The 13,925-nt window shown below is 65.0% G+C and carries 9 protein-coding genes; 4 read left to right on the plus strand and 5 right to left on the minus strand.

Annotated elements, in window-relative coordinates:
* Window position 1 precedes the first annotated feature (1 nt).
* The 4 genes from Poly30_RS18135 to Poly30_RS18150 form a co-directional block, all read right to left on the minus strand.
* A complete protein-coding gene (locus tag Poly30_RS18135) occupies window positions 2–1,417 on the minus strand; it encodes a hypothetical protein (protein ID WP_145200357.1) in 1,416 nt (471 codons plus the stop codon).
* Window positions 1,418–1,485: 68 nt separating this feature from the next.
* A complete protein-coding gene (locus Poly30_RS18140; protein WP_145200358.1) occupies window positions 1,486–1,854 on the minus strand; it encodes an MmcQ/YjbR family DNA-binding protein in 369 nt (122 codons plus the stop codon).
* A gap of 19 nt (window positions 1,855–1,873) precedes the next feature.
* Window positions 1,874–4,393 carry a sigma-70 family RNA polymerase sigma factor gene (locus Poly30_RS18145; protein ID WP_419190344.1) on the minus strand — a complete coding sequence of 840 codons (2,520 nt, stop codon included), beginning with the start codon at window positions 4,391–4,393 and terminating at the stop codon, window positions 1,874–1,876.
* A gap of 155 nt (window positions 4,394–4,548) precedes the next feature.
* On the minus strand, window positions 4,549–4,971 hold the full coding sequence (locus tag Poly30_RS18150; protein WP_145200360.1) for a hypothetical protein: 423 nt from the start codon (window positions 4,969–4,971) through the stop codon (window positions 4,549–4,551).
* 543 nt (window positions 4,972–5,514) lie between these two features.
* Here Poly30_RS18150 and Poly30_RS18155 point away from each other — a divergent pair.
* From Poly30_RS18155 to Poly30_RS18170, 4 genes are all read left to right on the plus strand, one after another.
* Complete coding sequence (locus Poly30_RS18155) at window positions 5,515–6,849, plus strand: hypothetical protein (protein WP_419190345.1); 1,335 nt, start codon at window positions 5,515–5,517, stop codon at window positions 6,847–6,849.
* A 272-nt stretch (window positions 6,850–7,121) separates the two neighbouring features.
* The gene (locus tag Poly30_RS18160) at window positions 7,122–8,303 is read left to right on the plus strand and encodes an IS256 family transposase (RefSeq protein WP_145200364.1); all 1,182 of its coding nucleotides are present in this window, start codon (window positions 7,122–7,124) and stop codon (window positions 8,301–8,303) included.
* Between the two features lie 96 nt (window positions 8,304–8,399).
* Entirely contained in the window at window positions 8,400–10,115 is a 1,716-nt protein-coding gene (locus Poly30_RS18165) for a hypothetical protein (protein WP_145200366.1), read from the plus strand.
* A 145-nt stretch (window positions 10,116–10,260) separates the two neighbouring features.
* On the plus strand, window positions 10,261–11,976 hold the full coding sequence (locus Poly30_RS18170) for a hypothetical protein (RefSeq protein WP_419190346.1): 1,716 nt from the start codon (window positions 10,261–10,263) through the stop codon (window positions 11,974–11,976).
* A 37-nt stretch (window positions 11,977–12,013) separates the two neighbouring features.
* Here the strand turns inward: Poly30_RS18170 and thrS are convergent, their stop codons facing one another.
* Window positions 12,014–13,819, minus strand: coding sequence for a threonine--tRNA ligase (gene thrS / locus Poly30_RS18175; RefSeq protein ID WP_145200370.1), 1,806 nt, complete (start codon window positions 13,817–13,819; stop codon window positions 12,014–12,016).
* Between the last annotated feature and the right edge of the window lie 106 nt (window positions 13,820–13,925).

Raw genomic sequence — 13,925 nt, forward strand, 5'->3', positions numbered from 1 at the left:
CCTACCTGGACTCACCCGGCCAGCGATACGACCTCTGCCCGTAGAGGAACTCCATGACCGCGATCGGATCGAGGGATCCCGAGGGCTGCCTCAGCAGCGTCTTCACCTTCGAGCCTGTCTGGATCACCTGGACTCCATCGAAGTTCCGGAGCCAGCGCGACTTCGACTTCCGAATCCTGTCGTACTCCTCCTCGCTATAGACCGCGGCGTCGCAATAGAAGCGGACCGGATCGGGCGCGGCCTGGGTGAACAGCGAGAGCCCGACGTCCTCTGGCGCAAGGACGAGTCGGTACGGCAAGCGTCGGTTGTGGACGCCCATCGGCCGGCGATGACGAAAGTTCGTCAGCAGTTCTTCCACCATCTGCGCCGCGCCGGCATGGTCTGAACTCGAGTTCCCGCCGGACATCAGCTCGGTGAGCCAGCCCGGCTGGTCCCGGAGAGGCCAGGCCCTGCGGCAGGACGCGATCCAGTCACCCACGAAGCTCCTCGACTGGGTGCCCGGACGCCACGGGCCCTTCTCCTTCTCGGCCCGTGACCATTCTGCGAGAGCCAGAGCGAGCAGGTCATCGACGGGCAGCCCCACCTTGACCGGACTCGCTCGTTCGGCGCGGCGCCAGAACTCCACCTTCTGATCCTCGTCGAGCGATCCGTAGAACGCGCCCAGGTTGTCGGCCCTGAGATCGGCAGGCCATTGGCTCGAGATCTTCCCCAGCGCCGTCGTGAGGTGGCCGTCGAGGTCCTTGCCCACGACGCTGACGAGATCCCACTCCACCTTCTTGGTGCTAGCGGAGACGTACATCGGCGCCGCGCTCCGCTCGCCCTCTCGCTCGATCTGCGAGACGCGAATCCACGCGCTGCCCTGTTCTCCGTTCGGCTCTCCCTCCGCCCGCTCCAGAGCGCGGACGTCGACATCGAACCGGTAGAGGAGGGACTGCACGTCGATCTTCTTCGAAGACTTGTCCCCGCCGTCCTTGAGGACAGGAGTGTACTTCTTCTTGACCGTCTTCCCATTCCGCGCGCTCGCGGACGTGATGACGAACATGGCGTCGACGCCGGCTCGCCGCGCGATATCTTCGGCGCTGCTGTCCCAGGAGTCGAGGGCGACCAGCGTGGGCTCACGGCGGGCCTTCATCGCCTCCTCCGGTGCGTAGTCCTCGGTCGACGCCAGCTCCACGGTCAGGGAGGTGTTCCGCGCCAGGACCTCCGCGAGGCGCCTGAGGTCCTCGTCGAGGATCGAGCGATCGCTGGAGCTGATCCCGAGGGTGATGGGCGTCGACAGCGCGACCGCCCAAGCCGCCAGCGGTTGTCCGGGATCGAGGCCCGTCTGACCCCGGGCCAGGGTCGAGACGCAAGTGGCGACGAGCGCGAGAATGACGGTGCGAAAACAGCGCAATCCGGATCGTGGAATGAGTGGCATCCGCTGAGCATAGCGCAGCACTGGCAAGGGCCATGGGCGCCATGACGGAGTTTGGGTCATCTCAGCGGTCATTCCACTTGTGCAGCGAGGGCCTTCGGCGCGACCGCGCAGTAGCTCTCCAGGATCCAGTCACGGACCTGGTCGGGATCCGCTTTCTCCTTGGGTCCGTACTCGATGACCACCCATCCAGACTTGCCGAGGCCATAGCCCGCTGGCTCGGCTTCGTCGAGCTCCAGCGCCTCGCGACCGGAGGCCGGGAGCTTGACGCAAAGCTTGAGTGCCCCGCTCAGCTCCACTCCGAAGAAGACGAAGACCTTCTTCTTCACCTTGGCGACGGACTCCCCCCAGGGGAAGTCCTCCCAGGCTTCGGGCAGCGTCAGGGCGAAGGCGAGGAATGCCTCGCGCTGCGGATGGGCTTTCGGCGTCCGTGGAACCATGGCACTGGATGATAGGAACTCATGGCCGAACGAGCTCGTGAATCCATTCAGCACCCGGACCCTCCTCCGAGCCGTCCACCGGAACCTGAAGAGGGCCGAGGCGGAGGACCTCGTACCCTTCGGCTTCCACCTCGACGTACGTCCAGGCGCCGCGACGAATCAGGTCCTTCTCACCGGTCGACCAGGTCCCATCGACGGAGCTGAAGGTCCGTCCCCCATGGATCCACGAGATATCGATCCAGCCCAACCAAGCGTGCGATTCGTCGTCGGAGCGGGCGAAACGAACCGTAAACGCCTCGATGGGGTCGCCCGTCACGGCGTCCACCACGCGGCCCGAGATCCGCGAGGAGCGCTCCACGACGAGTTCGAGGTCGTCCCCCATGTGCCGGTGGCTCCGAACCTCCCTCATCCAGCCATCGGCGCGCGTCTCGACCTCGAGCTCGCCTTCGGCGGCCCCCGCGATCTCGAAGCGACCGTCGACGTCGGTCATGGCAGTCACCTCTACCGACTCATGGGCCGCTCCTGTGCGCGCCAGAACCATCACCCGCGGGACGGGAGCACCCGCTTCGTCGACCACTCGGCCGCGAAGCGGCATGGCCCTTCGCAGGGTGATCGAAAGCCGCACGGCCTCGCCGTCTTGCGGCACCTGCAGCGCCTGCACGTGGCCGGGAAGCCCGTGCTTGTCCACGCCGATCAGCGTCGGATGCGGAGGGATATGCTCGAAGGAGAACTGGCCGTCGTCGTCGGTGAAGACGCGCGGGTTCGCCACGAGGTCGGCGCTCGGGCCGATCCACACCTCCGCTCCACGGATTCGGTTGCCGAACGCGTCTGTGACCGCCCCCTCGACGCGTGAGCCCGACACCAGCTCGAAATCGAGCTGAGTGCCCTCATCACGCGGCGCGGGATCATCCAGACCCTTCACGAGTGCCTCGTGGGGCGCGAAAGCGTGGTGGCTCGCCTCGATGGAGACGGCGCTGCCGGGATAGGCACGAATGCCGTGCAGCTCGTAGTAGCCGGTCGTGTCCGTCAGGACCACTTCCTCCCGCGAGCTCCAGCAGCGCACGCGCGCGCCCGAGACCACGGAGCCCCCGGCATCCCTCACGTATCCAAACACCATGCCCTCGGGACCGGGTTCGGGATCGAGCACGATGTCGACCTGGCTGATGGCACCGGCGCTGAGCTCGCCGGGCGTCACCCCTCCGCGACGATAGCCCTCGGCAGTTGCGATCAAGCCCCCATAACCGCGCGAGGGAACGGCGAGCCGGTAGGCACCCAGCTCGTCCGACATCGTCTCCGCACCGTTGTAGACGACGCGAGCCCCCACGATCGCGGCGCCCGGCACGGACGCCGCTGCAGAGGCACGGACCGTCCCCTCCACCAGCGCGTCTCGGGGGTTCACAAGGACGAAAATCGACTCCACCGGGCCCTCTCCGAGGACCGCGAGATGGTGCTCACGAATCCAGGCGTCATGCCCGGGGACGTCGAGGAGTTCCGCCCGGATCGATACCGTGCGCCCGGGGTTCGGTAGCGCCCACTGGATCGCACCATCCTCCGACGAGGTCACGACCGTGGTCGCGAACGCGGTGCCAGACAGGTCGTACCCGTGGTAGGCGCTCAGTCGAACCTGAACCCTCGGCAGCGTCCGAGCCAGGAGCTCTCCACCCGCGTTCTCGCTGAACACCACGCGCCCGCGCACGACCCAGTCGAAGTCCGGGGCCGTGGTGGCCATGGCTTCCGCATGGAGCGCTGCCGCCCCCGGAGCCACGCGCCGCGCGCTCGTCAGCGGTTCAGCGGGCGATTCGATGACCAGCGGCTGAAGTTCCGCCGGCGCGGTCTCGGTGATCAGGACCGATTCGTAGGGCTGCGGATCGGGAACCCGCGCCATCGACGCCAGGATCCACGCAGTACCCAGGAGGAGAAAGGCGGCGACAACGAGGATCTTCTTCATGGCGAAAGAGCAGGCGATGAGAGAGGAAATCGGCCGCCGCGAGGGCGCCCCCACGAGCGTCCCGACGACCGCCCAGCGAAACGTATCGCGGTCGGCGTACCCGGCGCGCTCCAGGGCGCGGCGCATGACGGCGCGGGCGCGCTGAAGCCTGTCCTTGAGCGTGTGCACGCTGGCACCGCTGCGCGCTGCGATCTCGGGGATCGAAAGGCCGCCGAAGTAGTGGTCGCGGAGCAGCGTTCGATGCGGCTCCGCGAGGCTTTCCAGAATCTCGAGAACACGACGCTGGACCTCGGAGCGCTCTGCCAGGTCAGCGGAGGAGGGCAAGGCCTCCGCGCGCGCGACCTGACGTTCCCGAAACCGTCGTCGCGACCCGCTGCGCTGACGATTGAGAACGACGTTGCGCGCCACGGCCCTCAACCAGGCGCCGAGCGCTCGAGGCTCTTTCGGCGCGCTGGAAAGCGCCCGAATCCAGACCTCCTGCATCGCGTCGTCCGCCGCCTCCTCGTCCCGGACGAGCGCCACGACGAAGGCGCGCAATCGGGAATGATGAAGCGCGAGCGAGCGCAGGTCGAAGGTGGAAGATGAGGCCATGAGATAGAACAAGGACACCGCTCGGGACTCGGCGAGGGGTGGAAATCGAGGGAATCGGCGGCGGCGAGGCCAGCCACGCCGTCGATCGGTTCGAAGAGGGTGCTCGGAAGAACGCGCGCTGGCCAAGGGTGCCAGCCCGAAGCGCGCCGCTTCGATCAGTCCGCAGATTCGATGGCCGAGAAGCGCGGCGAGGCAAGGCGCGATCGCCAGCGCCATTCCCATGCCCCGAGTCCCCCCACGTAGGCCCCCTCGGCGATCAGGTGCGCCACGCCGTACATCGTGATGGAACCGCGGTGCCAGAAGACGATTCCGAGGCAGCCAACCATCCAGAACACGTTGGCCCCCGCGAGCGCGCCGATCCACCGGACCGGGCGGTGCCTCCGCCGGGCGAGGTAGGTCGCGAGTCCTCCATAGGTGAGATTGACAGCCGCGACGACCAGGATCCAGCGCTCAGGAAGGCCGTGCAGCGCGCTCAGCCAGCGAAAGGCCAGCAGGACGAGCACGCCCGCCAGAAGCCCGCCGAGCCCATCGACCCACAAGAGTCGCTCGCTGAGCCATGAACGGATCCCCCGCTGCACGCCGAGGATTGAACCAGAACCCGGCCGTTGATTCGACCTATGACTCTCCATCTGGGGCGTCACCGAGAAGTCCCGTCCCAATTCGGCCATGCAGGCTATCATCAAGCGGAAGGTGCCGTTGGCACCGAGCGCTAACGACGCGAGCGATGGCCACCCTACATCATGAAGATTCCCCACGCAGCGATCTTTCTCACGTGCTTTTCCTTTGCTGGATCATCGACCTATGCGCAGGTCGTGGAGCAAGTGGAGGACGAGTTCTACAGCACCCCGCCGCAGTCGTCAGCCGGGTCGGCTGAGCTTGGTAGCCACGTCGTGATGACGGATCGGTGGGTCTTCGTTAATGCCCAGAAGGACTGGACGGTCAATTCCTCACGAGGTTCTGTATACGTTTACGAGCGGACGGCTGATGGGCTCGTGCTGAATTCCATCCTCCATCCGCGGGGCGCTGATACTAGCACACTGGGGCTCTTTGGAAACGGTGGACTCGACGCCCGTGGCAACCGCCTTGCTGTAGCGACGACTCACTACATTGCAGATCTATCCTTGCCGCTTGCTAATGAAGGGCGATTGCACATCTACGAGTTCAACGGCTCGCAGTGGGTCATAGACGGGGTGGTGACGGCTCCTGAATACTCATTCATCACCGTTCCCAATGGGTTCGGCGCAGCGGTAGCCTTCGCCTCCGACGACGAGGTCCTCGTCGGGGCCACCGGGGACGAGCCCATAGGCTCGAACCCCTATGACAATCTGGGCTCGGTCTACGTCTTCCGAAGAAGTCCAGCAGGCACATGGAACCTCGACCACAAGGTCTACGGGCCCTCGCAGCCCCAACGGATCTCCAGCTTCGGCCGCCACATCCAATCGTCCGGTGATCACGTCATCGTCCAAGGATTCGTCAAGTCGGCGGAGCTGACCAGGCAGCCGAACGGAAACTGGATGCTCGGGCCAACGATTGACCTCCCACTCCAAGGGTCCGCCGAGTTCATGGAGTTCGACTACAACGACGAGTGGCTCATCGTTGGAGATCCCCAGGACATATGCCAACTCTCTTCCCAGCGCTCCCGTGCCTACGTCTTCCACCGAGACCCAAGCGGCTGGACCCTTCACCAGACGCTGATGCCCCAGGACTCCTACGCGGGCACCATTGGGAGCTGCTACTACGGCCGCGACCGATTCGGTACCAGTGTAGACCTCGACGGCAACCAGGTTGTGATCGGTAGCCCTTACATGCCCGTGAATGGGGTGATCCCCACCGGCCAGGCCTCGGTCTTCGAGCTCCAGGGAAACCAGTGGGTCGAAACCCACACGCTCCAGCTGGAGGACCCGCAAGCATGGTCGGCCTTTGGAGGCTCGGTCGCCATCAAGGGCGACACGGTGGCCGTCGGCGCCAGGTTCTGGACGCCCACGCCCAACACGCCGCTCTTTCACCCGGGCGCGGTCGCCATCTTCGATCTCCCGCGCGGAACCCCCGTTTGCGCAGGCCAGCCCAACTCCAGCGGCCAGCCCGCCACGCTCCACGTTTACGGCAACGAGACGGCTTCCCAGGTCGACATCTACTCCGAGGTCACCGAGCTGCCGCCGGGTTCACTCTGCCTTGGCCTTGTGGCCGCTCAACCAGGCTTCGTCATGAACCCCGCCGGCAGCGCCGGCAACCTCTGCCTGTCGGGCGTGATCGGCCGCTTCACCGCTCAGGCCGGTGCGGCGAGCCCGAGCGGTGACTACCGCTGGCAGGTCACGCCAGCGGGCATGCCGCTCGCCACCGGCTTCGTGCAGGTGCAGGCCGGGAGCACGTGGGTGTTCCAGAGCTGGTACCGCGACTCCGTCAGCGGCACCAGCACCTCGAACTTCAGCTCCGCCGTGAGCGCCTCTTTCGAGTAGCGCGTCGGCGGCCAAGAGGGTGTTGCGCATGGAGAGACTCGATCAGTGCGGCGCCCCACAGGCGCAGCTTCACCACTACTGTTATTCGGCGCAACTGACGGGGGTGTATCACTTGTTCTGTAATTTCGGCTTCGGCTCGACTGACCATCTGAACCTGCAAGGCGCGTGAGGGATCGGCCCTCACCCCTGAGGGGCCGATTCGTCACGTGCCGGTTGCGTGGGAGGCCATCGTTGGCTTTCGTGGTGTTAACCACAACCCCACTCGACCAACGATGCCTCACCACGAAGCCGACGCTAACAAGATCTCCCTCGTCCTGGAACTTCTGACTGAGCACGGTTTCGACCGTCTCGCTGAGGCGATCCAGATCCTGCTCAACGAAGCCATGCTGATCGAACGTTCCGACTACCTGAACGCCGCGCCGTACGAACGCGCAGAGTCCAGGCGCGGGTACGCGAACGGGTTCAAGCCCAAGCGCGTCGCGTCTCGTGTCGGCGAGCTCGAGCTGCGCATCCCGCAGGTTCGGGAAGCCGCCGAGGGCGGAGAGCGCTTCTATCCGAACGCCCTCGAGCGAGGAGAACGTGGCGAGAGGGCTCTCAAGCTCGCGATCGCAGAAATGTACATCAACGGCGTCTCGACACGCCGCGTTCAGAGGGTCACTGAGGAGCTCTGCGGGCTCAAGATCACATCTTCTCAAGTCTCACGCGCGACTCAGCTCCTCGACGAAGAGATCTCCTCGTGGAGGAGTCGCCCCATCGGCGCCTGTCCCTACCTCGTGCTCGATGCACGCTACGAGAAGGTGAGGATCGGCGGCTCCGTGGTCACGGCGGCTGTTGTCGTCGCCATGGCGGTACGAGAGGACGGGAAGCGATCGATCGTCGGCGTCAGCGTTGCCACCTCCGAAGCTGAGGTCCACTGGCGGGAGTTCCTGCAGTCGCTCGTCCTCCGTGGACTGCATGGTGTGCGCCTCTTCACCAGTGACGACCACCCCGGCATCAAGGCCGCTCTCGCATCCGTCTTCCCTGGCGTTGCCTGGCAACGATGCCAGTGCCACATGCAGCGCAACGCGCAGTCCTACGTCTCCAAGATCGTCATGAAGAAGGACGTGGCGGAGGACCTCCGCTCCATCTTCAACGCGCCGACGATGGCCGACGCCGAGCAGATCATCAAGACGGTCGTTGTCAAGTACCAGGACTCGGAGCCCAGGGTCGCCGCGTGGATCGAAGAAAACATCCACGAGGGACTCGCTGTCCTCCAATTTCCCGCCAGCCATCGTCGACGCCTCCGGACGTCGAACGCGGTCGAGAGGCTCAACAAAGAGATCAAGAGGCGAACGCGAGTCGCTGGCCTCTTCCCGAACGAAGCCGCGCTGTTGCGGCTCGTCACTGCCCTGGCCATGGAGGTCTCCGAAGATTGGGAGGCCGGCCGTCAATACCTCACCATGGAGCAAGCCTGATCTTCCTCGCGGACGAAATTACAGAAGAAGAGTTGCTCTATCCAACTGACTCACTCGAATCGCTCGGCGCATTCGCAACCTAGCACCCCTCCCTCCATGAAGACTTCCCACGCAGCGATCCTTCTCACCTGCTTCTCCTTTGCTGGATCATCGACCTACGCGCAGGTCGTGGAGCAAGTGGAGGACGAGTTCTACAGCACCCCGCCGCAGTCGTCAGCCGGGTCGGCAGAGCTTGGTAGCCACGTCGTGATGACCGATCGGTGGGTCTTCGTGAACGCGCAGAAAGACGGGACGATCGGCTCCTCAAGGGGGTCAGTGTACGTCTATGAGCGTACCGCTGATGGTCTGGTGTTGAACACGATCCTCTATCCGCGGGGCGCGGATACGACCACCTTGGGGCTCTTCGGCGATGGGGGCCTGGACGCCCGGGGCAACCGCCTGGCGGTCGTCAGCACTCACTACATTTTCGATCTGGCTCTCCCACTCCCGATGGAAGGACGATTGCACGTCTATGAGTTCAACGGCACAAGTTGGGGCATAGACCAAGTCGTCACCGCACCTGAGTATCCTCTCATGACCGTTCCCAATGGGTTCGGCAGAGCGGTAGCCTTCGTCTCCGACGACGAGGTCCTCGTCGGGGCCACCGGGGACGAGCCCATAGGCTCGAACCCCTATGACAATCTGGGCTCGGTCTACGTCTTCCGAAGAAGTCCAGCGGGCACATGGAACCTCGACCACAAGGTCTACGGGCCTTCGCAGCCCCAACGGATCTCCGGCTTCGGCCGCCACATCCGATCGTCCGGTGATCACGTCATCGTCCAAGGATTGGTGAAATCCGCCGAGCTGAACAGGCAGCCGAACGGCGAATGGATGGTGGGGTCTATCCTCGACTTTCCACTCCAAGGGTCTGCCGAGTTCATGGAGTTCGACTGCGACGACGAGTGGCTCATCGTTGGAGATCCCCAGGACATATGCGAACTCTCCTCGCAGCGCTCCCGGGCCTACGTCTTCCACCGCGACCCGGGCGGCTGGACCCTCCACCAGACGCTGATGCCCCAGGACTCTTACGCGGGCCCCATCGGGAGCTGCAACTATGGCCGCGACAAGTTCGGCACTAGCGTGGACCTCGACGGCAACAAGGTGGTGATCGGAAGCCCCAGCATGCCGGTTGACGGGGTGATTCCCGCTGGCCAGGCTTCGGTCTTCGAGCTCCAGGGAAACCAGTGGGTCGAGACCCACACGCTCCAGCTGGAGGACCCGCAAGCATGGTCGGCCTTTGGAGGCTCGGTCGCCATCAAGGGCGACACGGTCGCGGTCGGCGCCAGGTTCTGGACGCCCACGCCCAGCACGCCGCTCTTTCACCCGGGCGCGGTCGCCATCTTCGATCTCCCGCGCGGAACCCCCGTTTGCCCAGGCCAGCCCAACTCCAGCGGCCAGCCCGCCACGCTCCACGTCTACGGCAACGAGACGGCTTCCCAGGTCGACATCTACGCCGAGGTCACCGAGCTGCCACCGGGTTCACTCTGCCTTGGCCTCGTGGCCGCTCAACCAGGCTTCGTCATGAACCCCGCCGGCAGCGCCGGCAACCTCTGCCTGTCGGGCGTGATCGGCCGCTTCACCGCTCAGGCCGGTGCGGCGAGCCCGAGCGGTGACTACCGCTGGCAGGTCACGCCAGCGGGCATGCCGCTCGCCACCGGCTTCGTGCAGGTGCAGGCCGGGAGCACGTGGGTGTTCCAGAGCTGGTACCGCGACTCCGTCGGCGGCACCAGCACCTCGAACTTCAGCTCCGCCGTGAGCGCCTCTTTCGAGTAGCGCGTCGGCGGCCAATCGGGTGTTGCGCATGGAGAGATTCGATCAGTGTGTCGCCCCACAGGCGCAGCATCACCACTACCGCCATTCGGCGCAACTGACTCACTCGATTCGCTCGGCGCATTCGCAGACGACCACCCCTCCCTCCATGAAGACTTCCCACGCAGCGATCCTTCTCACGTGCTTCTCCTTTGCTGGATCATCGACCTACGCGCAGGTCGTGGGGCGAATGGAGGACGAGTTCTACAGCACCCCGCCGCAGTCGTCAGCCGGGGCGGCCGAGCTTGGTAGCCATGTCGTGATGACCGATCGGTGGGTCTTCGTGAACGCGCAGAAGGACTGGACGCTCGGCTCAGCAAGGGGCTCCGTTTACGTGTACGAGCGGACTGCTGATGGGCTGGTGTTGAACACGATCCTCCATCCGCGGGGCGCAGATACGACCACCTTGAGACTTTTCGGTAATGGCGGTCTCGACGCGCGGGGCAACCGTCTTGCGGTGGTGACGACCCACTACATCGCAGATCTATCTTTGCCGCTTGGCAGGGAAGGGCGATTGCACATCTACGAGTTCAACGGCTCGCAGTGGGTCATAGACGGGGTGGTGACGGCTCCTGAATACTCATTCATCACCGTTCCCAATGGATTCGGCGCAGCGGTAGCCTTCGCCTCCGACGACGAGGTCCTCGTCGGGGCCCCCGGGGACGAGCCCATAGGCACGAACCCCTATGACAATCTGGGCTCCGTCTACGTCTTCCGAAGAAGTCCAGCGGGCACATGGAACCTCGACCACAAGGTCTTCGGGCCCTCGCAGCCCCAACGGATCTCCAGCTTCGGCCTCCACATCCGATCGTCCGGTGATCACGTCATCGTCCAAGGATTCGTCAAGTCGGCGGAGCTGACCAGGCAGCCGAACGGAAACTGGATGCTCGGGCCAACGATCGACCTCCCACTCCAAGGGTCCGCCGAGTTCATGGAGTTCGACTGCGACGACGAGTGGCTCATCGTTGGAGATCCCCAGGACATATGCCAACTCTCCTCGCAGCGCTCCCGTGCCTACGTCTTCCACCGAGACCCAAGCGGCTGGACCCTTCACCAGACGCTGATGCCCCAGGACTCCTACGCGGGCACCATTGGGAGCTGCTACTACGGCCGCGACCGATTCGGTACCAGTGTAGACCTCGACGGCAACCAGGTTGTGATCGGTAGCCCTTACATGCCCGTGAATGGGGTGATCCCCACCGGCCAGGCCTCGGTCTTCGAGCTCCAGGGAAACCAGTGGGTCGAAACCCACACGCTCCAGCTGGAGGACCCGCAAGCATGGTCGGCCTTTGGAGGCTCGGTCGCCATCAAGGGCGACACGGTCGCGGTCGGCGCCAGGTTCTGGACGCCCACGCCCAACACGCCGCTCTTTCACCCGGGCGCGGTCGCCATCTTCGATCTCCCGCGCGGAACCCCCGTTTGCGCAGGCCAGCCCAACTCCAGCGGCCAGCCCGCCACGCTCCACGTTTACGGCAACGAGACGGCTTCCCAGGTCGACATCTACGCCGAGGTCACCGAGCTGCCACCGGGTTCACTCTGCCTTGGCCTCGTGGCCGCTCAACCAGGCTTCGTCATGAACCCCGCCGGCAGCGCCGGCAACCTCTGCCTGTCGGGCGTGATCGGCCGCTTCACCGCTCAGGCCGGTGCGGCGAGCCCGAGCGGCGACTACCGCTGGCAGGTCACCCCAGCGGGCATGCCGCTCGCCACCGGCTTCGTGCAGGTACAGGCCGGGAGCACGTGGGTGTTCCAGAGCTGGTACCGCGACTCCGTCGGCGGCACCAGCACCTCGAACTTCAGCTCCGCCGTGAGCGCCTCTTTCGAGTAGCGCGTCGGCGGCCAATCGGCGGATAGGAGCCGACGCCTCAGACGGACTCGGGCTCCGCGTCCGGCAGCTCCAGGGACTTCGTATCCCGCAGCTCCGTCACCATCTTCAGGAACGTCTCGAACGGCACCACGCTCTGCTCGCGGGTGCCGCGGCGGCGCACGGCCACCGTGCCATCCTCGGCCTCGCGCTCGCCCGCGATCAGCATGTAGGGAACCTGCTCCTTCTGGGCATGCTTGATCTTCTTGTTCATGTGCGCCGCTTCGAGCATCGCCTCCACGCGGAAGCCAGCCTCCTGCAAGCGCTCACTCAGGGTTCGGCAATAGTCGGCGTGCTCCTCGCGGATCGGAATCACCGCCACCTGGGTGGGCGCGATCCATACCGGGAACTTGCCCCCGAAGTGCTCGATCAGACCGCCGACGAAGCGCTCCAGGCTTCCAAGGATCGCCCGGTGCACCATGATCGGCCGCTGCTGCGAACCATCAGGTGCCGTGTAGTGCAGATCGAAGCGCTCGGGCAGGTTGAAGTCGCACTGGATCGTGCTGTTTTGCCATTCACGCCCGAGGGCATCCTTGATCTTGTAGTCGATCTTCGGCCCGTAGAACGCGCCGCCGCCCTCGTCGAGTTCCAGGGGAAGGTTCACCTTCGCCGCCGCGTCGCGGAGGCTCTGGGTCGCCTTCTCCCAGATCGCGTCCTCGCCGATCGTCTTTTCGGATGGCCGCGTGGCGAGGTACGCCTTGTACTCGAAGCCGAAGGTGCTGAGCACCGTGTCGACGAGCCTGCAAACGCCCGCGATCTCCTCCGCCAGCTGGTCCGGCGTGCAGAAGATGTGCGCATCGTCCTGGGTGAAGCCGCGCACGCGCAGCATGCCGTGCACCACGCCCGACTTCTCGTAGCGGTAGACCGTCCCGAGCTCGGCCCAGCGCAGCGGTAGCTCACGATAGCTGCGCCCGCGATCCTTGTAGATCAGGGCGTGGCCCGGGCAGTTCATCGGCTTGACGCGGTACGGCAGCGAGTCGAGTTCCATCGGCGCGTACATCATCTCGGAGTAGTTTTCGAGGTGACCGGACACGGCGAAAAGGCTCTCGCGCGACACATGCGGCGTGTAGACGGGCTTGTAGCCACCACGGGTGTGGAGGTCCCACCAGAACTGCTCGATCTCGCGCCGGATCACGCCGAGGTTCGGGTGCCAGAACACGAAGCCCGCGCCCGCTTCCCCGTGCGTGCTGAAGAGGTCGAGTTCGGTTCCGAGCTTGCGGTGGTCGCGCTTCTTGACTTCCTCCAGCCACTCCAGGTGCGCGTCGAGCTGCTCCTGGGTCCAGAACGCCGTTCCGTAGATGCGCTGGAGCATCTTGTTGTTCTCGTCGCCGCGCCAGTAGGCACCGGCCACGTGCTGGAGCTTGAAGACGTAGTCGAGGTCCTGGAACGAATCGACGTGGGGTCCCTCGCAGAGGTCGCCCCAGCGATCGTCGCCCTCGCCGTGGAAGTAGAACGTGATGTCCTCGTCGTCGGGAATCAGATCGAGTCCCTCGATCTTGTACTCCTGCCCCCACTCCTGGAGCTTCGCCCGCGCTTCGTCGCGCGAGACCGTCTCCTTCTCGATCTTCGGAGAGCGCTTCGCGATGCGCCGCATCTCCTTCTCGATCTTGCGGAGGTCCTTGTCGGTCAAGGGCTCCGGGAGGTCGAAGTCGTAGTAGAAGCCGTGCTCGATGGCCGGGCCGAAGCCGAACTGAGCCTTGGGGAAGAGCTTCTGGACGGCCGAAGCCATCAGGTGCGCCGTCGAGTGACGGAGCGTGGACAGGGGAAAAGGCCCCTCAACCTGAGGAACCGGGTCTGCCTGGATCATTTTGTAGGTGCGCGGGAAATGAAGGGGCGACGATCCTCAACCTGGGGACCGGCGCGCCGCAGAGGCTCCCGAGCGGCCTCTGCGAGCTTTCGTGTGGAGCGGGGAG

It is taken from the genome of Saltatorellus ferox (genome assembly GCA_007751475.1).
Classification (GTDB): Bacteria; Planctomycetota; UBA1135; order UBA1135.

Excerpts from the sequence above, each read along its gene's own strand:
- thrS (WP_145200370.1), bottom strand. The coding sequence starts at position 13,819 with ATGATCCAGGCAGACCCGGTTCCTCAGGTTGAGGGGCCTTTTCCCCTG.
- Poly30_RS18165 (WP_145200366.1), top strand. The coding sequence starts at position 8,400 with ATGAAGACTTCCCACGCAGCGATCCTTCTCACCTGCTTCTCCTTTGCT.
- Poly30_RS18145 (WP_419190344.1), bottom strand. The coding sequence starts at position 4,393 with ATGGCCTCATCTTCCACCTTCGACCTGCGCTCGCTCGCGCTTCATCAT.
- Poly30_RS18160 (WP_145200364.1), top strand. The coding sequence starts at position 7,122 with ATGCCTCACCACGAAGCCGACGCTAACAAGATCTCCCTCGTCCTGGAA.
- Poly30_RS18170 (WP_419190346.1), top strand. The coding sequence starts at position 10,261 with ATGAAGACTTCCCACGCAGCGATCCTTCTCACGTGCTTCTCCTTTGCT.
- Poly30_RS18135 (WP_145200357.1), bottom strand. The coding sequence starts at position 1,417 with ATGCCACTCATTCCACGATCCGGATTGCGCTGTTTTCGCACCGTCATT.
- Poly30_RS18140 (WP_145200358.1), bottom strand. The coding sequence starts at position 1,854 with ATGGTTCCACGGACGCCGAAAGCCCATCCGCAGCGCGAGGCATTCCTC.